This window comes from Streptomyces sp. NPDC047982, assembly GCF_043204165.1.
Taxonomy (GTDB): domain Bacteria; phylum Actinomycetota; class Actinomycetes; order Streptomycetales; family Streptomycetaceae; genus Streptomyces.
Genome location: NZ_JBIDBS010000003.1, coordinates 39977 through 58964 on the forward strand (window position 1 = coordinate 39977; position 18988 = coordinate 58964).

General features: G+C 71.7%; 15 protein-coding genes. 11 read left to right on the forward strand and 4 right to left on the reverse strand.

Going from position 1 to position 18988, the window contains the following annotated elements:
• Positions 1-29: 29 nt before the first annotated feature.
• Positions 30-815, reverse strand: a complete 786-nt coding sequence (locus ACGF2V_RS04045; protein WP_362618014.1) for an amino acid ABC transporter ATP-binding protein — start codon at positions 813-815, stop codon at positions 30-32.
• A gap of 384 nt (positions 816-1199) precedes the next feature.
• Here ACGF2V_RS04045 and ACGF2V_RS04050 point away from each other — a divergent pair, with 384 nt between their 5' ends.
• Both ACGF2V_RS04050 and ACGF2V_RS04055 read left to right on the forward strand, forming a co-directional pair.
• Positions 1200-1892, forward strand: coding sequence for a response regulator transcription factor (locus tag ACGF2V_RS04050; protein WP_362618011.1), 693 nt, complete (start codon positions 1200-1202; stop codon positions 1890-1892).
• A 34-nt stretch (positions 1893-1926) separates the two neighbouring features.
• A complete protein-coding gene (locus tag ACGF2V_RS04055) occupies positions 1927-3321 on the forward strand; it encodes an ATP-binding protein (protein WP_362708716.1) in 1395 nt (464 codons plus the stop codon).
• Positions 3322-3456: 135 nt separating this feature from the next.
• On the opposite strand, the gene ACGF2V_RS04060 is transcribed toward ACGF2V_RS04055, so the two are convergent.
• Positions 3457-4455, reverse strand: coding sequence for a TAXI family TRAP transporter solute-binding subunit (locus ACGF2V_RS04060; RefSeq protein ID WP_362708719.1), 999 nt, complete (start codon positions 4453-4455; stop codon positions 3457-3459).
• Positions 4456-4543: 88 nt separating this feature from the next.
• On the opposite strand from ACGF2V_RS04060, the gene miaB reads away from it, so the two are divergent.
• On the forward strand, positions 4544-6073 hold the full coding sequence (gene miaB / locus ACGF2V_RS04065) for a tRNA (N6-isopentenyl adenosine(37)-C2)-methylthiotransferase MiaB (protein ID WP_362618004.1): 1530 nt from the start codon (positions 4544-4546) through the stop codon (positions 6071-6073).
• Positions 6074-6141: 68 nt separating this feature from the next.
• Positions 6142-6855 (forward strand): class III extradiol dioxygenase subunit B-like domain-containing protein, encoded by a 714-nt coding sequence (locus ACGF2V_RS04070; protein WP_362708721.1) that lies wholly within the window; start codon positions 6142-6144, stop codon positions 6853-6855.
• 135 nt (positions 6856-6990) lie between these two features.
• On the opposite strand, the gene ACGF2V_RS04075 is transcribed toward ACGF2V_RS04070, so the two are convergent.
• The gene (locus tag ACGF2V_RS04075; protein ID WP_362708724.1) at positions 6991-7284 is read right to left on the reverse strand and encodes an antitoxin; all 294 of its coding nucleotides are present in this window, start codon (positions 7282-7284) and stop codon (positions 6991-6993) included.
• 242 nt (positions 7285-7526) lie between these two features.
• Here ACGF2V_RS04075 and miaA point away from each other — a divergent pair, with 242 nt between their 5' ends.
• From miaA to hflX, 6 genes are all read left to right on the forward strand, one after another.
• Positions 7527-8465: a tRNA (adenosine(37)-N6)-dimethylallyltransferase MiaA gene (gene miaA, locus ACGF2V_RS04080; RefSeq protein ID WP_362708728.1), complete on the forward strand. Its 939-nt coding sequence runs from the start codon at positions 7527-7529 to the stop codon at positions 8463-8465.
• A gap of 107 nt (positions 8466-8572) precedes the next feature.
• On the forward strand, positions 8573-9058 hold the full coding sequence (locus ACGF2V_RS04085; RefSeq protein ID WP_362708797.1) for a hypothetical protein: 486 nt from the start codon (positions 8573-8575) through the stop codon (positions 9056-9058).
• 131 nt (positions 9059-9189) lie between these two features.
• Positions 9190-10062 (forward strand): diaminopimelate epimerase, encoded by an 873-nt coding sequence (gene dapF, locus ACGF2V_RS04090; RefSeq protein WP_362708731.1) that lies wholly within the window; start codon positions 9190-9192, stop codon positions 10060-10062.
• A 238-nt stretch (positions 10063-10300) separates the two neighbouring features.
• The gene (locus tag ACGF2V_RS04095; protein ID WP_362617992.1) at positions 10301-12424 is read left to right on the forward strand and encodes an HD domain-containing protein; all 2124 of its coding nucleotides are present in this window, start codon (positions 10301-10303) and stop codon (positions 12422-12424) included.
• Between the two features lie 92 nt (positions 12425-12516).
• Positions 12517-13968, forward strand: coding sequence for a M1 family metallopeptidase (locus ACGF2V_RS04100; RefSeq protein ID WP_362708734.1), 1452 nt, complete (start codon positions 12517-12519; stop codon positions 13966-13968).
• Between the two features lie 211 nt (positions 13969-14179).
• Positions 14180-15700 carry a GTPase HflX gene (gene hflX, locus ACGF2V_RS04105; RefSeq protein ID WP_362617986.1) on the forward strand — a complete coding sequence of 507 codons (1521 nt, stop codon included), beginning with the start codon at positions 14180-14182 and terminating at the stop codon, positions 15698-15700.
• A gap of 336 nt (positions 15701-16036) precedes the next feature.
• Here hflX and ACGF2V_RS04110 read toward each other — a convergent pair whose 3' ends face one another.
• Positions 16037-17257, reverse strand: coding sequence for a hypothetical protein (locus ACGF2V_RS04110; RefSeq protein WP_362617984.1), 1221 nt, complete (start codon positions 17255-17257; stop codon positions 16037-16039).
• 334 nt (positions 17258-17591) lie between these two features.
• Between ACGF2V_RS04110 and ACGF2V_RS04115 the strand changes: the two genes are divergently transcribed.
• A complete protein-coding gene (locus ACGF2V_RS04115; protein ID WP_362617982.1) occupies positions 17592-18971 on the forward strand; it encodes a diaminobutyrate--2-oxoglutarate transaminase family protein in 1380 nt (459 codons plus the stop codon).
• The last annotated feature ends 17 nt before the right edge of the window (positions 18972-18988 follow it).

An 18988-nucleotide genomic window follows, 5' to 3' on the forward strand; every position in this document is an offset into this window, starting at 1 on the left:
GCCGATCGATTCCGGACGATCGGTTCCGATCAGTGGTGAAGGATCTTCGAGAGGAAGTCCTTGGCCCGGTCGCTGCGCGGGTTGTTGAAGAACTGCTCGGGCGTGGCCTCTTCGACGATCTTCCCGTCCGCCATGAAGACGACCCGGTTCGCCGCCGAACGCGCGAAACCCATCTCGTGCGTGACGACGACCATCGTCATGCCGTCCCGGGCGAGCTGCTGCATGACCTCCAGCACCTCATTGATCATCTCCGGGTCGAGCGCGGACGTCGGCTCGTCGAAGAGTATGACCTTGGGGTCCATCGCCAACGCCCGGGCGATGGCCACGCGTTGCTGCTGGCCACCCGAGAGCTGGGCGGGGTACTTGTCGGCCTGCGTCGCCACGCCCACCCGCTCCAGCAGTGAACGGGCCTTGTCCTCGGCGGCCTTCTTGTCCGTCCTGCGGACCTTCATCTGGCCCAGCATCACGTTCTCGAGCACCGTCTTGTGCGCGAAGAGATTGAACGACTGGAAAACCATCCCGACGTCGGCGCGCAGCCTGGCCAGCTCCTTGCCCTCCTGCGGCAGCGGCTTGCCGTCGATCGAGATGTCGCCCGAGTCGATCGTCTCCAAGCGGTTGATCGTGCGGCACAGCGTGGACTTCCCGGACCCGGAAGGCCCGATGACGACCACGACCTCGCCGCGGGCGATGGTCAGGTCGATGTCCTGGAGCACATGCAGCGCGCCGAAGTGCTTGTTGACGTTGCTCAGTACGACAAGGTCGTTCGCCGCAGGTGCGGCGTCCTCGGCGCCCTTGGTCACTGAAACTCCGCTCATCGGCTTCTTGCTCCGTCCTCCTCGGTTGGGAAGGACCCTAGAGTTGCGGTGCGACCAGCGTCATCACATCTGAGCGAGAATTGAGGATAACGATCCGGCGGCGCCCGGACACGCCCTGTGACCAGGTGTGCGGGCGGGGCGGCCGGGGCGTACCGGGTGGATAACAGATGGCCCGATGCGACGGGCGAGCTCTTGACTGGCGTGCCACTCATCGGAGTGGATGCCCTGGTACGCCATGACGTGAAACACCTCCGTACGGGGAAGTGGCGAGAGGCGTACGAAACACGACACCGAGAGCCGCACCGGCATGGCACGCGCGCCGCGCCGACCCTGCGGCCGCGGACAACCCGCGGCACCCGGTACCGCACCATGGAAGGGGGGCGTATGAGACTGCTGCTCGTCGAGGACGACAACCACGTCGCGGCCGCGCTCTCCGCCATCCTCGCCCGGCACGGCTTCCAGGTCGTCCACGCACGCACCGGCGAGGACGCGCTCCAGGCGCTGCTGCCCGCGGACACGGAACCCTTCGGCGTCGTGCTCCTCGACCTCGGCCTGCCCGACCAGGACGGCTACGAGGTGTGCGGGAAGATCCGCAAACGCACGTCCACACCGGTCATCATGGTGACCGCCCGCGCCGATGTCCGCTCGCGGATCCACGGCCTCAACCTCGGGGCCGACGACTACGTCGTCAAGCCGTACGACACCGGCGAACTCCTCGCCCGCATCCATGCCGTCAGCCGGCGCACGTCGACCGGCGAGGACACCGTGTCCACACCGGTCGCGGCGCTGCGCCTCGGGGACGTCCGGATCGAGCTGCCGACCCGCCGGGTCAGTGTGGACGGTTCGGAGATCCAGCTCACCCGCAAGGAGTTCGACCTGCTCGCGTTGCTGGCCCAGCGGCCGGGCGTGGTCTTCCGAAGGGAGCAGATCATCAGCGAGGTGTGGCGCACGAGTTGGGAGGGCACGGGCCGCACGCTCGAAGTGCACGTCGCGTCCCTGCGCTCCAAGCTGCGGCTGCCCGCACTGATCGAGACGGTGCGCGGGGTGGGCTACCGCCTCGTCGACCCGTCCGCGTAGCGGCGGCCGAGACAAGCAGAGGCATACGTCCCAGGTGCGCACCCGGCTGCTTCCCCTCCTCATCGTGCTCATGGCGAGCGTGCTGCTCGCCCTGGGCTTCCCGCTGGCCGTGAGCGTGGCCAACGCCGAGCAGCAGCGCGTCGTCATCGACCGCATGGACGACGCCGCGCGGTTCGCCGCGCTCGCCCAGTTCGTCGCCGAGCGCACCCCCGGATACGAGGAGCGGCGCGACACCCTGAGGGGCGAACTCGACACCTACGACTCGGTGTACGGCATCCACGCCGGTGTCCTCTACCGCGACGACAGCGTCATGGCCAAGGCCCCGGCGGACTGGCAACTGCCCCTGGACGGGGAGGGGCGGGAGGCGTTCAAGGAGGCACTCCTCGGGCGTCGCAGCCACGATCCGCAGCAGGTCTGGCCCTGGCAGCGGGGCAGGATCGTCATCGCCTCGCCCGTCGTACGGGACGGCGATGTCGTCGCGGTCGTGGTCATCGACTCGCCCACGTCCGGGATGCGCGCGCGCATCCTGCGCGGCTGGCTGCTGATCGCCGCGGGCGAGGCGATCGCCATGCTGGTGGCGGTCGGTGCCGCGATCAGACTCACCGGCTGGGTGCTGCTGCCGGTACGGACCCTGGACGCGGCCACCCACGACATCGCCAGCGGCCGGATGAGGTCGAGGGTCGTGGCCTCCGGCGGCCCGCCCGAACTCAGACGCCTGGCCCGCTCGTTCAACGAGATGGCCGACAACGTCGAGAACGTGCTGGAGCAGCAGCGCGCCTTCGTCGCCGACGCCTCGCACCAACTGCGCAACCCCCTCTCCGCGTTGTTGCTGCGGATCGAGCTCCTCGCGCTCGAACTCCCCGAGGGCAACGAAGAGATCGCCTCCGTACGCACGGAGGGCAAGCGCCTCGCGCAGGTCCTGGACGATCTGCTCGACCTGGCGCTCGCCGAGCACGCCGCGGCCGACCTTCGACTCACGGACATCGGCGCGCTCACCGAGGAACGCGTCGCCTCCTGGCGTCCGGTCGCCGACGAGAAGCGGGTACGGCTCCGGGTGGACGGACCGACCGCCGTGACGGCGTGGGCGGACCCCATCGCGCTGTCGAGCGCTCTCGACGCCGTCATCGACAACGCGCTGAAGTTCACCCCCGCCGGGGAGGAGGTCCTCGTCACGGTCGGATCCGGACGCGACGACGTCACGGTGGTCGTCGCCGACCACGGCCCCGGCCTCACCCCGCAGGAGCTGGAACGCGTCGGGGACCGGTTCTGGCGCAGCACGCAGCACCAGAACGTGAAGGGATCGGGGCTCGGACTCTCCATCTCCAAGGCGCTCCTGGCCGCGGGCGGCGGCTCCGTCGACTGCGCGGCCAACGAACCGCACGGGCTGCGCGTGACGGTGACGGTGCCGCGCAGCGGCCCGCAGGGCTGATCGGCTCCACCGCGGTCGCGGTCACGGTTCGACCCTTCGGCCGGGCACGAGCAGGGTGCCTACGGGCCGTGACCCGCGTACGGGCCCGCGCGGGTCACGGAGCGAGGGCACGGACCACGGACTGCGGACCCTGGGTCACGGCTTGACCGAGCGGTAGTACCGCTTGGCCCCCTCGTGCAGCGGCAGCGGATCGGTGTAGATCGCCGTACGCAGGTCCACCAGCTGGGCCGCGTGCACCTCGCGCCCGATCCGGTCCCGGCTGTCGATCACGGTCCGGGTGAACGCCTCGGTCGTCGACGGGTCCGTGCGGTCGGTGGTCACCAGCACATTGGCGATCGCCACCGTCGGCACCGCCTGTCCCTGCTGTGCGTTGCGGTAGGCGTCGGCGGGCATCATGGCCGACCGGTAGTGGCGGGCAGACCCGCCCGCGGCCTGAAGCTCCTTGACCAGCGACGCCCCCAGCGGCACCAGCCGGATCGCGAACCGGTCCGACAGCTCCTGCACGGCGGAGGTGGGCAGCCCGCCCGACCAGAAGAAGGCGTCGAGCCGACCGTTCTCCAGATGCTTCGGCATGGTGTCGATGCCGTCGGGCACCGGCGTCACGTCGTCGGCCGGATCCAGCCCGGCGGCCGCCATCACGCGGTCGGCGACCAGCCGCACCCCCGACCCCGGCTGCCCCACCCCGACGCGCCTGCCGCGCAGGTCCGAGACCTGGCGCACCGCCGAGTCCCGGGGCACCACCAGCTGGATGTAGTCGTCGTACAGGCGCACACAGCCCCGCAGCCGGTCGGCGCCCGGACCGCGGTCGCGCAGGTAGGTGGCGAGGGCATCGGCGGTGGCGATGGTGAAGTCGGCCTCCCCGGTCGCCACCCGCGCGATGTTCTGCTGGGAGCCCTCACTGGTCCGCAGCCGGATCGACACCTGCGGCAGGTCCCTGGCGAGGTCGCCCCTCAGCCGCTCTCCGTACCGTTGGTAGACCCCGCTGCGCACCCCCGTGCTGAACGTCAGCGTCCCGCTCGGCGCCGGCTTCCCGAGCGGCAGCAGCCACCACAGCAGCAGCCCGAGCCCGACGACGAGGACGACGCCCGCGCGCAGGGCGCGCCGACGGCCGGCAGGGGACAGTGCTTGGAGCATGGCGGCGATCCTGCCAGCCCGCCCCCGCGATGACCAGGGCCGGGGCTCCGGAGCGGGAGGCGCTCCCGGGACCGCCTACCCTTGAGGGATGACCAGCAGCAGCGACCGGAGCCTCGCAGTGGACGTCCAAGCACCCAAGAGCTACGAAATCCGCACCTACGGGTGCCAGATGAACGTCCACGACTCCGAGCGGTTGTCCGGTCTGCTGGAGGACGCGGGTTACGTGCGCGCCGCGGAGGGGGCCGACGGGGACGCCGACGTCGTCGTCTTCAACACGTGCGCGGTGCGGGAGAACGCCGACAACAAGCTCTACGGCAACCTCGGCCGGCTCGCCCCGATGAAGGCCAGGCGCCCCGGCATGCAGATCGCCGTCGGCGGCTGTCTGGCCCAGAAGGACCGGGCCACCATCGTCGAGCGGGCCCCCTGGGTGGACGTCGTCTTCGGTACGCACAACATCGGCAAACTGCCGGTGCTGCTGGAGCGCGCCCGCGTCCAGGAGGAGGCCCAGATCGAGATCGCCGAATCCCTGGAGGCGTTTCCCTCCACGCTGCCCACGCGTCGCGAGTCCGCCTACGCGGCGTGGGTCTCCATCTCCGTCGGCTGCAACAACACCTGCACCTTCTGCATCGTCCCGGCGCTGCGCGGCAAGGAGAAGGACCGCCGCACCGGCGACATCCTCGCCGAGATCGAGGCACTGGTCGCCGAGGGCGTCTCGGAGATCACCCTGCTCGGCCAGAACGTGAACGCCTACGGCTCCGACATCGGCGACCGGGAGGCGTTCTCCAAGCTGCTGCGCGCCTGCGGGAAGATCGAGGGCCTGGACCGGGTCCGCTTCACCTCGCCGCACCCGCGCGACTTCACGGACGACGTGATCGCGGCCATGGCCGAGACGCCCAACGTGATGCCCCAGCTGCACATGCCGCTGCAGTCCGGATCGGACACCGTCCTCAGGGCGATGCGGCGCTCGTACCGCCAGGAGCGCTTCCTCGGCATCATCGAGAAGGTGCGCGCCGCGATGCCGGACGCCGCCATCTCCACCGACATCATCGTGGGCTTCCCCGGCGAGACCGAGGAGGACTTCGAGCAGACCCTGCACGTGGTCCGTGAGGCGCGTTTCGCCAACGCCTTCACCTTCCAGTACTCCAAGCGCCCCGGGACCCCGGCCGCCGAGATGGAGAATCAGATCCCCAAGGAGGTCGTCCAGGAGCGCTACATGCGCCTGTCCGCCCTCCAGGAGGAGATCTCCTGGGAGGAGAACAAGAAGCAGGTCGGCCGGACGCTGGAGGTCATGGTCGCGGAGGGCGAGGGCCGCAAGGACGGGGCCACGCACCGCCTCTCCGGCCGCGCCCCCGACAACCGCCTGGTCCATTTCACCAAGCCCGACGAGGACGTGCGCCCGGGGGACGTGGTGACGGTGGAGATCACGTACGCGGCCCCGCACCACCTGCTCGCCGAAGGGCCCGCGGTGGGTGTGCGGCGGACCCGGGCCGGGGACGCCTGGGAGAAGCGCAACGCCGCCGAGACGGCCAAGCCGGCCGGCGTCATGCTGGGGCTGCCCGGCATCGGCGCCCCGGCCCCGCTGCCGGCCGCGGCGGCCCCCGGCTGCGGCTGCGACTGACCCAGGCGTCCGTCGGCTCCGGCGGACGGCCGCCCGGAGCCGTGCGCTCAAGCAGTACGCTGCCGACCATGCTTGTCGCCGCCGCTGTCTGCCCCTGCCCGCCCCTGTTGGTGCCCGAGGTCGCCGCCGGCGCCGCTCCCGAGCTCGACGCGCTGCGGAAAGCCTGCGCCGACGGCCTGGAGGTGCTCGCCACAGCCCGGCCCGACCTCCTGATCGTGGTCGGGCCCGCGGCCCACGCGGGTCGTGGACCGCACTCCGAGGGGGCCACCGCCACCTTCCGGGGCTTCGGCGTCGACCTCGGCGTACGGCTCGGGCGCGACGTGGGGTCGGTGGCGGACCGCCCGCTTCCGCCGTCCCTGGCCGTGGGCGCCTGGCTGCTCGCCGACGCGCGATGGGGGGCCGCACCCGTCGAGGGTCTCGGAGTGGGGGAGCCGCTGGAGACCGAACGCTGCGTGAGCACGGGACGGGACCTGGCCGCCAGGGCGGACCGGGTGGCGCTGCTGGTGATGGGCGACGGCAGTGCCTGCCGAACCCTCAAGGCCCCCGGCTATCTGGACGAGCGCGCCGAGGCGTTCGACGCCGCCGCCGCGCACGCCCTGGGCGCGGCCGACCCGGCCGCGCTGATCGCGCTGGACGAGTCGCTGGCGCACGAACTGAAGGCGGCGGGCCGCGCGCCCTGGCAGGTCCTCGCGGGCGCGGCCGAGGGAGCGGACCTGCGCGGACGGCTGCTGTACGAGGACGCCCCCTACGGCGTCGGCTACATGGTCGCCGCCTGGTCCTGATGCCCGTACGTCAGCTCGCCGGGCCCGTACCCGGCAGAGCGCCGCACGGACGCCCCCGTGCGGTGGGCGGCCGCGCTCGGTCCTTCCGTTCCCCCGAACCTCCTGGTCGGCCGTGTGCCCCGAAGCGGCCGAGTGTCACGAGGCGGGCGGCGGCGTGCTCGGCGGCGTACCCTCGCTCTGCCCGGGCGTGGCGTCCCCCTCCCCGGGCTTGCCGTCCTCGTGTGTGTGGGACAGGCGCTCGACCGCTTCCTTGGCCTTTCTCGTGCCGGACTCGATCTTCTCGCTGTACTTGCCCTTGGTCTTTTCGTCGACCGTTCGCGCCGCCTTGTCGATCCCGTGGTCGATCTTCTCCCCGTGCTGATGCGCGAGGTCGCCGACCTTTTCCCTGGCGGGGCTCAGCTTGGCCTTCAAAGTGTCCAGGAAGCCCATCGGGCACCTTCCCTGCTGGAGACGGCCGGGCGTCCCGTCCGGTCTGCCCCCGACCGCCTCGCCCACCGGCTCCGCAGTCGAATCGCAAACCATGAAAAACGCCCGCATTTACCTACAAATTCTACTGGTGCGAGCGAGGATCCGCGCTGTTCGGCGCAGCAGGGCCGGCCCCCGCCCCACCGGTCGGCCCGTGCCATTGCACTCGTTCGGGAACACGCCGGGAGGTTTGCGAGACTGGGGCGGTGACAAGCTCAGCTCCCGCCCCGCGGGTCATCACCGTCGTCGGCCCCACCGCTGCCGGAAAATCCGATCTGGGAGTGTTCCTCGCTCAGCGGCTCGACGGCGAAGTGGTCAACGCCGACTCCATGCAGCTCTACCGGGGCATGGACATCGGCACCGCGAAGCTGACGCTCCCGGAGCGCGGAGACGTTCCGCACCACCTGCTGGACATCTGGGACGTCACCGAGACCGCCAGCGTCGCCGAGTACCAGCGGCTGGCCCGCGCGGAGATCGACCGGTTGCTCGCCAAGGGCCGCACCCCCGTCCTGGTCGGCGGTTCCGGCCTCTACGTGAAGGGCGCCATCGACGCACTGGAGTTCCCCGGCACGGATCCGGAGGTACGGGCCAGGCTGGAGGAGGAGCTGACCGAGCGCGGCCCCGGGGTGCTGCACGCCCGGCTCGCCGCCGCCGACCCCGGGGCGGGCCGGGCCATCCTGCCGAGCAACGGCCGCCGGATCGTCCGGGCCCTCGAGGTCATCGAGATCACCGGCAGACCCTTCACGGCCAACCTTCCGGGTAACGATGCGGTGTACGACACCGTCCAGATCGGCGTCGACGTGGCCCGTCCCGAGCTCGACGAACGCATCGCCCTGAGGGTCGACCGGATGTGGGAGGCCGGGCTCGTCGACGAGGTGCGCGGCCTGGAGTCGCGCGGCCTGCGCGACGGACTGACCGCGTCCCGGGCGCTCGGCTACCAGCAGGTGCTGGCCGCGCTGGCCGGGGAATGCACGGAAGAGGAGGCGCGTGCCGAGACGATTCGCGCCACCAAACGATTCGCGCGCCGCCAGGACTCGTGGTTCCGCCGCGACTCGCGGGTCCACTGGCTGAGCGGTGCCGCGGAAGACCGGGGGGAACTCCCGCACCGGGCTCTGGCGTTGCTCGAACGAGCGGTTACAGCCTGATCACGTGATGGCATCGGGACGCCCCGCCCGTCATTCCGGTGCCCCGGGGCGTGCCATCATCGAGCATCGATCGATCAGTTGAGTCCGAGTGGGGAGGGCGCGTGGCGATGGAGGCCGGCCCTCGCGACACGGAAGACGACGTACCGGACACGCGGCGCGCGACCGCGCACGAGCCGGGGCACGGGACCGCGCACGAGCCGGAGCACGAGCCGGGGCGTCTGAGCTCCGACGGGCCCGACGAGCTCGACGTTCCTCCCGAGGTCGAGGTCGAGCTGCGGCCCGCCCGGCGGCTGCGCATCTGGCAGCTCGCACCGATCGTCGTGCTCGCCGCCCTGGGTTCGCTGATGTTCGCCTTCCCGCTGGCCTTCGAGTTCGGTGACGGTGGCGCGGTCGTCGCCATGCTGGGCCTGCTGCTCAGCGGCTGCGCCGCGGGCTGGGGCATGATGGCCGCCCACCGCGTGGGCTACACCTGGCCCGGACTGCCACAGAGGGGCACGGGCGAGCGACCCGACTGGCGTGTGGTCGCCCTGTACGTCGCCGTGTGCCTCGTTCTGGTCGCCTCGGCAGTCGGGCGCGTGGCCCGGCTCCGCTGACCGACTCCGACGACCGCGCCGGGCGCGCCCTCTGCCCGGCCCGTCTCCTTTCCTCCTCGCGGCTCCGCCCGGCCACCGCCCGGCCCGGCCCGGTTTCGGCGGTGATCGGTGCCGCCTCGTACAGTTGCCCTGTGACCACCTCGCAGATCCCCTTCCTCAAGGGCCACGGCACCGAGAACGACTTCGTGATCGTTCCCGACCCGGACGACGCCGTGGACCTGTCCGCCGCCGTCGTCGCCCGGCTGTGCGACCGCCGGGCGGGTATCGGCGGGGACGGGCTGCTGCACGTCGTACGGTCCGCCGCACACCCCGAGGCTCGTGCCATGGCGGACGAGGCCGAGTGGTTCATGGACTACCGCAACGCCGACGGTTCGGTCGCCGAGATGTGCGGCAACGGCGTACGCGTCTTCGCCCGCTATCTGCAGCGCGCCGGGCATGTCGAGGCGGGCGACCTCGCCGTCGCCACCCGTGGCGGCGTCAAGAGGGTGCACCTCGCCAAGGACGGCGACATCACCGTCTCCATGGGGCGCGCGACCCTGCCCGAGGAAGGCGTCACGGTCACCGTGGACGGCCGTAGCTGGGACGCCCGCAACGTGAACATGGGTAATCCGCACGCCGTCGCCTTCGTCGATGAGCTGGAGCACGCCGGCGCTCTGACGGCCACCCCGCCGTACAGCCCCGCAGCCGTCTACCCCGACGGCGTCAACATCGAATTCGTCGTCGACCGGGCTCCCCGCCATGTGGCCATGCGGGTCCACGAGCGCGGCTCGGGAGAAACCCGCTCCTGCGGCACGGGCGCCTGCGCCGTGGCCGTCGCCGCGGCCCGCAGGGACGGCGCCGACCCCGCGGAGACCGGCACCCCGGTCACGTACACGGTCGAGCTGCCCGGCGGCACCCTCGTCATCACCGAGCACCCGGACGGTGAGATCGAGATGACCGGTCCCGCCGTGATCGTCGCCGAGGGCCTCGTCGACCCGGCCTGGCTCGCCGCACGGCCCGGGTAGACGGCCCGGGCGGGTGCCACCGCCCCGTGCCGACAGGGCCACGTCCGGGCGGTGACCCTGGCGATGCCTGACATGACCGAAACGGCAGGTCCCGCTGCCTCGCTCGAATGGGTGATCCGTTTCACGCTGGGCGAGAGCGGGACTCCGCCACGTGGTGGGCTCGGTAGCATCAAGCACCGGCCCGGAGGTGCGACCGCTCCTTCCCCCCGCCGGTCGACGTCGCCGGAGGTGCCCCCCCATGAGCGCAGAGGCCGCCAACCCTGGTACGCCCATCCGCAGGCGGGGCCGCCCCCGGATCGACCTCCGCAGGCTCGGCCGCGTCGCGCTGCTCGGTTCCGTACCCCGCGACCGGCTGCCCGACGCGATCGGCCATGTCGCGGAGGCGCACCGCGCCCACCACCCCGATGCGGACCTCTCCATCCTGCGCCGCGCCTATCTGCTCGCCGAGTCCTCGCACCGCGGGCAGATGCGCAAGAGCGGCGAGCCGTACATCACGCACCCCCTCGCCGTCACCCTGATCCTCGCCGAACTCGGTGCCGAGACCACTACCCTGACCGCCTCGTTGCTCCACGACACCGTCGAGGACACCGAAGTGACGCTCGATCAGGTGCGGGAGCAGTTCGGCAGGGAGGTCTGCTATCTCGTCGACGGCGTCACCAAACTGGAGAAGGTCGACTACGGCGCGGCGGCCGAACCCGAGACCTTCCGCAAGATGCTGGTGGCCACCGGGGACGACGTCCGGGTGATGTCGATCAAGCTCGCCGACCGGCTCCACAACATGCGGACCCTCGGCGTGATGCGTCCGGAGAAACAGGCCAGGATCGCCGAGGTCACCCGCGACGTGCTGATCCCGCTCGCCGAACGGCTCGGCGTGCAGGTGCTCAAGACCGAACTCGAAGACCTCGTCTTCGCGATCCTCCACCCCGAGGAGTACGAACGGACCCGGGCGCTGATCGACGCCGCCGGACCCGACCCGCTCGCCCCCATCGCCGAGAACGTCGCGACCGTGCTGAGAGACGCGGGCATCCCGGCCGAAGTCCTCATCCGGCCGCGCCACCACCTGTCCGTGCACCGCGTCAGGATCAAACGCGGTGAACTGCGCGGCACCGACTTCGGGCGCCTTCTGGTCCTCGTCGGCGAGGACGCCGACTGCTACGCCGTGCTCGGCGAGCTGCACACCTGCTTCACCCCGGTGATCTCAGAGTTCAAGGACTTCGTCGCCGCGCCCAAGTTCAACCTCTACCAGTCGCTGCACACCGCGGTCGTCGGCCCGCAGGGCGCGGTCGCCGAAGTCCTCATCCGCACGCACCGGATGCACAAGGTCGCCGAAGCCGGTGTCATCGCCCTCGGCAACCCGTACGCGGCGGACGGCGGCTGCGGACCCCAGCCCGCCGAACCCGCGGACGGGGAACGCGCCGACCCGACCCGACCCGGCTGGCTGTCCAGGCTCCTGCAATGGCAGCAGTCGGCACCGGACCCGGACACGTTCTGGACCACGCTCCGCGCCGACCTCGCCCAGGACCGCGAGATCACGGTCTTCCGCACGGACGGCGGCACGCTCGGACTGCCTGCCGGAGCCAGCTGCGTCGACGCCGCCTACGCGCAGTACGGGGAGCGGGCGCACAACTGCGTCGGTGCCCGGGTCAACGGTCGGCTCGCCACCCTCGGCACCGTTCTGAGCGACGGTGACACGGTGCAGCCGCTGCTCGCCGAGGACGCCGGCTGCGGCCCCTCGCGCGACTGGCTCGACCACGCCCGGACCGCCGCGGCCCGGATCGCCATCAACGGCTGGCTGGAGGCCCACCCCGAGCCTCCGCAAGGACCGCACGGCGGCCGGCCGGCCGGGCCCAGGCCCGAACCGCAGCTCCAGGAGGCCCCGGGCACCACGGACGGCCGGGCCGGGAGCCGTACCGCGAGCGCCGTGGTGGACCGGCCGGACGCCACCGTGCGCCTGGCGGGCTGCTGCACCCCCGTGCCCCCCGACGACGTCACCGGCTTCGTCGTCCGCGGCGGCGCGGTGACCGTGCACCGGCGGGAGTGTCCCGCGGCGGCCCGGATGCGGTCCGTCGGCCGGGCCCCGGTCGGCGTGCGCTGGGGGGAGACGGCCGCATGCCGGGTCACCCTGGTCGTCGAATCGTTCGGACGCCCTCGGCTGCTCGCCGATCTCACCGAGGCGATCGCGACGGCGGGGGCGGCCGTCGTGTCCGCCACCGTCGAACCGCCCAGCGAACAGCGGGTCCGGCACACCTACACCCTCGAACTCCCCGAAGCCGCTGGACTGTCGGCGCTGATGCGCGCGATGCGCGACGTACCGGGGGTCTACGACGTGAGCCGTGCCCGGCAGCCCGCGGGCGCCGTCTGATCGCCGCGCCGCCGTCCGCCGCGGGGATCTCGTTCGAGTGGTGCGGCGCGTGCCGCGCCTGCCCGCCCGGGCGTCGCTGATAGCGGTAGTCCATGCCGTTCATCTCCCGCCGTGCGCGGGCCGCTCTGCTGGCCGCCGCGTCGACCGCCCTCGTCGCCGCCGCCCTCCCGTCGCCCGTGCCGCTCGGCATCGGCGACCGGCTCTTCCCACATCTCGGCAACCCCGGATACGACGTCCTCTCGTACGACATCGGACTGACCTACCACGGCAGCAACAGCGAACCGCTGGACGCCGTCACCACGATCGACGCCCGGACCACCGAGCCGCTGGACCGGATCAACCTCGACTTCACCCACGGCACCGTCCGCGCCGTCGCGGTCAACGGCCTGAGCAGCGAATTCGCCACGGCGGGCGAGGACCTGGTGGTGCGCCCTCCCGGCCACCTCCCGCCCGGAGTGCCGCTGCGCATCACCGTCCACCACACCAGCGATCCCAACGGCGACCAGGACACCGGAGGATGGGTGCGCACCGCCGACGGCCTCGCCATGGCCAACCAGGCGGACGCTGCCCACCGCGTCTTCCCGGGCAACGACCACCCCGCCGACAAGGCGTACTTCACCTTCCGGATCACCGCGCCAGAGGACCTCACCGTGGTCGCCAACGGCCTGCCCGCCGGCGTCGTCCGGCACGGGAGCGAGACCACCTGGACCTACCGCACCCGGCACCCCATGGCCACCGAACTGGCGCAGGTCGGCATCGGCCGGTCCGCCGTGCTGCACCGCACCGGGCCGCGCGGACTGCCGGTGCGCGACGTGGTTCCGGCCGCCGACCGCGAGCGGCTGGAACACCGGCTCGGCAGGACCCCCGACCAGATCGCGTGGATGGAGCGACAGGTGGGGCACTACCCCTTCGAGGCGTACGGACTGCTCGTCGCCGACACCCGGACCGGCTTCGAGCTGGAGACCCAGACGCTCTCGCTCTTCGAGCGGTCCCTGCTGGCGGGGGACGACCACCCCGAGTGGTACGTCGAATCGATCATGGTGCACGAGCTGGCCCACCAGTGGTTCGGCGACAGCGTCTCGCCCCGGACCTGGTCCGACCTGTGGCTCAACGAGGGACACGCCACCTGGTACGAGGCACGCTATGCGGAGGAGCACGCCGGAAAGTCGCTGGAGAGCCGGATGCGCGAAGCCTACGTCCGCTCCGACGGCTGGCGCGCGGCGGGCGGCCCGCCGGCCCGGCCCGACACACCCGAGCCGGGCAAGAAGCTCGGCCTGTTCCGGCCGATGGTGTACGACGGCAGCGCACTGGTCCTGTACGCGCTGCGCCAGGAGATCGGCGCGAGCGCCTTCGACCGGCTGGAGCGGAGCTGGGTGAGGAAGCACCGGGACTCCACCGTGGACACCGCGGATTTCGTCCGGCTGGTGTCCCGGATCGCGGGCCGCGACCTGACCTCGTTCCTCGACGGCTGGCTGTACGGCGAGAAGACCCCGCCGATGCCGGGCCACCCCGACTGGCGAAGTGCCGAACCGTCCGGTCGGTGACGTGGGACGTACGGGCCGCGGCGAGGGCGGCCCGGTCGGCGGTGCGGTCGGTCCCGGCCGGGTCCAAACCCGGGTGACGAGCCCGGAGGGGCCGTGCCACTATCGACAGGTCGCCACGGCGGCCGCACCGGTGATTCGCCGCACGGGGAATCATCGGCAGAGGTCGCACGTTGTGACTCATGTAACGGACTTCCATCGACGTAAGGATCCAATGACCTCCTCTTCTTCCCTTCCCCAGGACGCGCGGTACGCGCGGAGTGCTACGGAGAACACCACCGAGAGCCTCACAGAGGGCCTTCGGGCCGACGCCCTGATGGAAGAGGACGTCGCCTGGAGCCACGAGATCGACGGAGAGCGGGACGGCGATCAGTTCGACCGCACCGAGCGGGCCGCGCTGCGACGCGTGGCCGGTCTCTCCACCGAGCTGGAGGACGTCACCGAGGTCGAGTACCGGCAGCTGCGCCTGGAGCGCGTGGTGCTGGTGGGCGTCTGGACCTCGGGGACCGCCCGCGACGCGGAGAACTCGCTGGCCGAGCTCGCCGCGCTGGCGGAGACGGCGGGCGCCATGGTGCTCGACGCGGTCTACCAGCGCCGTGACAAGCCCGATCCGGCCACCTACATCGGTTCCGGCAAGGCGCTGGCGCTGCGTGACATCGTCCTCGAATCGGGTGCCGACACCGTCGTCTGCGACGGTGAGCTCAGCCCCGGCCAGTTGATCCATCTGGAGGACGTCGTCAAGGTCAAGGTGGTCGACCGGACCGCCCTGATCCTCGACATCTTCGCCCAGCACGCCAAGTCCCGAGAGGGCAAGGCACAGGTCTCGCTGGCGCAGATGCAGTACATGCTGCCGCGGCTGCGCGGCTGGGGTCAGTCGCTGTCCCGGCAGATGGGTGGCGGTGGTTCCAGCGGCGGCGGGGGCATGGCGACGCGTGGTCCCGGTGAGACCAAGATCGAGACGGACCGGCGCCGGATCCGCGAGAAGATGGCGAAGATGCGCCGGGAGATCGCGCAGATGAAGACCGGCCGTGAGATCAAGCGCCAGGAGCGCAAGCGCAACAAGGTGCCGTCGGTCGCCATCGCGGGCTACACCAACGCGGGCAAGTCCTCGCTCCTCAACCGGCTCACCGGGGCGGGCGTCCTGGTGGAGAACGCGCTGTTCGCCACCCTGGACCCGACCGTGCGCCGGGCCGAGACGCCCAGCGGCCGGATCTACACCCTGGCCGACACCGTCGGGTTCGTACGGCATCTGCCGCACCATCTCGTCGAGGCGTTCCGCTCCACCATGGAGGAGGTCGGCGAGTCCGACCTGATCCTGCACGTGGTGGACGGCTCCCACCCGGCGCCGGAGGAACAGCTCACCGCGGTCCGCGAGGTGATCCGCGACGTCGGCGCGGTGGACGTGCCCGAGATCGTGGTGGTCAACAAGGCGGACGCAGCCGATCCCCTGGTGCTCCAGCGCCTGCTGCGCATCGAGAAGCACGCGATCGCCGTCTCGGCACGCACGGGTGACGGCATCGAAGAACTGCTCGCGCTCATCGACACCGAACTGCCCAGGCCGTCGGTCGAGATCGAGGCACTCGTGCCGTACACCCGGGGCGGTCTCGTCTCCCGGGTGCATGCCGAGGGCGAGGTGATCTCCGAGGAGCACACGTCGGAGGGCACCCACCTCAAGGCCCGGGTCAACGAGGAACTGGCCGCGGAACTCTCCGCGTTCGTTCCCGTGGCGCACTGACGGCGCGGCAGCACCGCAGCTAGTGCCGTGACCGGCAAGGTTTGCCCGGAAGGAGCGGCGTCCGGTGCGTGCGATCGCAAGGCGGCCGAATGCCCTCGTAGCGGGCTACGTGGGCTTTCGGCCAACGCCGCGAGCGTGCGTGCCGGGCGGTGCGACAGGGCAAACGTTGCCTGATGCGGCACTAGGACCGAAGGCCCGCTCCCCGCACGGCACATTTCACCTTGTGGGGAGCGGGCCTTCGCCGTCGACGCCGCCAGGCGACTCACACGCCCGGACGAAGCGCCGTCGCCGTGAACAGACGCCGCCACCGGACACAGGCCCGGTGACGGCCCGTGCTCACCGTGCCGCGTACTTCTTGCTGACCGACTCGTAGATGCCCTCGGCCTCCTTGCCGAACCGCGGCCCGGCCAGCCAGCCGGCCGTCACCGGGCCGATGGAGGTGTTCGAGACCAGCGCGGGCTTGCCGTCCCGGCCGGCCGCGACCCAGCCGCCGCCAGAGGCGCCGCCGGTCATCGTGCAGCCGATGCGGTACATCGTGGGGTCCTGCGCGGTCAACGACAGCCGGCCCGGCTCGTCCTCGCACCGGAACGCCTTCTGGCCGTCGTACGGAGGCGCCGCCGGGAAACCGGTGGCGGTCATGGTGCCGATCTTCGACACGGCCGGGGCGTCGAACTCGACGGGCAGCGCCGAACCGATCGTCTCCTCCAGGGACTTGCCCGTCGACCCCTTCTCCGGCATGACGCGCAGCACCGCGAAGTCGTACGGGGCGCCCTGCCCGCCGACCGAGGACCCCTGGGAGATCCACTGGTCGGACGTCTGCGCCCACTGCCCCCACCACACGCCGTAGGGGGCCATCTGCTCCCTGGTCGCCTTCTTCAGCTCGGCCGTCGGGAGACCCTCGTTGTTGTACGACGGCACGAAGGCGATGTTGCGGTACCAGCCGCCCTTCTTGCCCGCGTGCACACAGTGCCCCGCCGTCCACACCAGATTGGACTTCCCGGGGTGCGCCGGGTCCTTCACCACGGTCGCGGAGCACACCATGGAGCCCTCGGGACCGTCGAAGAAGAGTTTCCCGGACTCGGCGGCGCTGGAGTGGTACGGCGCTCCGACGGCGGCGGCCCGGACCGGCGAAGGTGTCGGGTCCGTCACGCCGACGTCGCCCGAGATGTCATTCTCGACCGGCCGCTCCGGCGCCTTGTCGGCGTCGCGCATCCGGTCGGGGTCCCAGAGATCCTCGATGACCGGGTTGACGAAGTCCCTGGCCTCACGCAGCCACTTCTCCCTGTCCCAGTTCTTCCACTCGCCGTTGCGCCACCGGTCGAGGTCGATCCCGCGCTCCTTGAGCCGGTCCTTCAGGTCCTCCGGGATGGTGATCGTGCCGTCGGACGCCTGGGTCGCGGCATTGCCCGGCTTGTCGCCCCCGTTGTCCTCCTCCGGCCCGCAGGCGGTGGCGGTGAGCGAGAGGACCGCGGTGACCGCGGTCACGGCCAGCACCGAGGAGCGCGTACGCCGCGCACCCCTTCGGCGTGCGGCGAGAACCGGTCGACTGAGTCGCATGTGTGGTGATCCCCCTGGGACTTCGTAACTCAACACTTCCGTACCGCACTCGGCGCGCTCCGGGCCATCGGCTCCGAATGTCCTGCCGGAACTCGGAAAACCGCCCGAGCGCCTCGTGCGGCCCCCACTATGCCGGTGCCGGTGGGGACGGCTCGAGGCAGGTCCGCGGTTCCGCCCCCGCAAGGATCTTCGGATATACCCGTGATCCGCCGGGCCCGGCGTCGTTGGTCACGTGCGAGGGACCCGGGGACGGCGTTCAGCCCCGGAGTCCGTCCGTCCGCGCACCGACGTACCGACGTGCGACGCAACCGTTACAGCGGAAGGACCGACAGCCGTGGCCGTGACCGAACCAGCGCGGGTGGCAGCACCGGCGGTGCACGAGGGGATCCTGCGCCGCCAGTCGATGCGCGAGTCCGCCGCCCGTACCTACGCGCGCTCGCTGCCGATCGTCCCGGTGCGCGCCAGGGGGATGACCATCGAGGGCGCGGACGGGCGGCGGTATCTCGACTGCCTCTCGGGAGCGGGCACCCTGGCGCTCGGTCACAACCATCCGGTGGTGCTGGAGGCCATCAAGAAGGTGCTCGACTCGGGCGCGCCCCTGCACGTCCTCGATCTCGCCACCCCCGTCAAGGACGCCTTCACCACCGAGCTGTTCGCCACCCTGCCGCAGAGGTTCGCCGACGACGCGCGGATCCAGTTCTGCGGACCCGCCGGGACGGACGCCGTCGAGGCGGCCATCAAACTGGTCCGCGCCGCCACCGGACGCGACGGGCTCCTCGCCTTCACCGGCGCCTACCACGGAATGACCGAGGGCGCCCTGGCCGCCTCGGGCGGCGCCGAGGACGTGCGGGTGACGCGTCTGCCGTTCCCGCGCGACTACCGCTGCCCCCTCGGGGTGGGGGGAGAGCGCGGTGCCCAGATCGCCGCCCGGTGGACCGAGAACCTGCTGGACGATCCGAAGGGCGGCGTGCCGGCGCCGGCCGGGATGATCCTGGAGCCGGTGCAGGGGGAGGGCGGGGTGATCCCGGCCCCCGACGCATGGATGCGCCGCATGCGTGAGATCACCCGCGCCCGGTCCGTGCCGCTGATCGTCGACGAGGTCCAGACGGGCGTCGGCCGCACCGGCGCCTTCTGGGCGGTCGAGCACAGCGGGATCACCCCCGACGTGATGGTGCTCTCCAAGGCCATCGGCGGCTCCCTCCCGCTCGCGGTGGTCGTCTACCGCTCCGCGCTCGACACCTGGCAGCCCGGCGCGCACGCCGGTACCTTCCGGGGCAACCAGCTCGCGATGGCCGCCGGTACGGCCACCCTCGCCCACGTCCGGGAGAACCGCCTTGCCGAGCGCGCCGCGACGCTCGGTGCCCGGATGCTCGCCCGTCTCCAGGGCCTGGCGGCGGACCACCCGTGCGTGGGGGACGTCCGGGGCCGGGGACTGATGATCGGGCTGGAGCTCGTCGATCCCGAGGCCCCCGCGCCGGAGGGCAGCCCCGAACCACCGCCCGCCCCCGCACTCGCCGCCGCCGTCCAGCAGGAATGCCTGCGCCGCGGGCTCATCGTCGAACTCGGCGGACGCCACTGCGCCGTCGTGCGCCTCCTGCCGCCCCTCACGCTCACCGACGAACAGGCGACGGCGGTCGTCGACCGCCTCGCCGACGCCCTGGCAGCCGCCGAGCGACTGCCGCACCGCCGGATCTCGACCGGGTCGATCCACTGACCCGGCCACCTCACAAG

What these genes read in the sequence shown, in the direction of transcription:
- ACGF2V_RS04045 (WP_362618014.1), bottom strand. Translation starts at nt 815, where the DNA reads ATGAGCGGAGTTTCAGTGACCAAGGGCGCCGAGGACGCCGCACCTGCG.
- ACGF2V_RS04050 (WP_362618011.1), top strand. Translation starts at nt 1,200, where the DNA reads ATGAGACTGCTGCTCGTCGAGGACGACAACCACGTCGCGGCCGCGCTC.
- ACGF2V_RS04060 (WP_362708719.1), bottom strand. Translation starts at nt 4,455, where the DNA reads ATGCTCCAAGCACTGTCCCCTGCCGGCCGTCGGCGCGCCCTGCGCGCG.
- miaB (WP_362618004.1), top strand. Translation starts at nt 4,544, where the DNA reads ATGACCAGCAGCAGCGACCGGAGCCTCGCAGTGGACGTCCAAGCACCC.
- ACGF2V_RS04070 (WP_362708721.1), top strand. Translation starts at nt 6,142, where the DNA reads ATGCTTGTCGCCGCCGCTGTCTGCCCCTGCCCGCCCCTGTTGGTGCCC.
- ACGF2V_RS04075 (WP_362708724.1), bottom strand. Translation starts at nt 7,284, where the DNA reads ATGGGCTTCCTGGACACTTTGAAGGCCAAGCTGAGCCCCGCCAGGGAA.
- ACGF2V_RS04085 (WP_362708797.1), top strand. Translation starts at nt 8,573, where the DNA reads ATGGAGGCCGGCCCTCGCGACACGGAAGACGACGTACCGGACACGCGG.
- ACGF2V_RS04095 (WP_362617992.1), top strand. Translation starts at nt 10,301, where the DNA reads ATGAGCGCAGAGGCCGCCAACCCTGGTACGCCCATCCGCAGGCGGGGC.
- ACGF2V_RS04100 (WP_362708734.1), top strand. Translation starts at nt 12,517, where the DNA reads ATGCCGTTCATCTCCCGCCGTGCGCGGGCCGCTCTGCTGGCCGCCGCG.
- hflX (WP_362617986.1), top strand. Translation starts at nt 14,180, where the DNA reads ATGACCTCCTCTTCTTCCCTTCCCCAGGACGCGCGGTACGCGCGGAGT.
- ACGF2V_RS04110 (WP_362617984.1), bottom strand. Translation starts at nt 17,257, where the DNA reads ATGCGACTCAGTCGACCGGTTCTCGCCGCACGCCGAAGGGGTGCGCGG.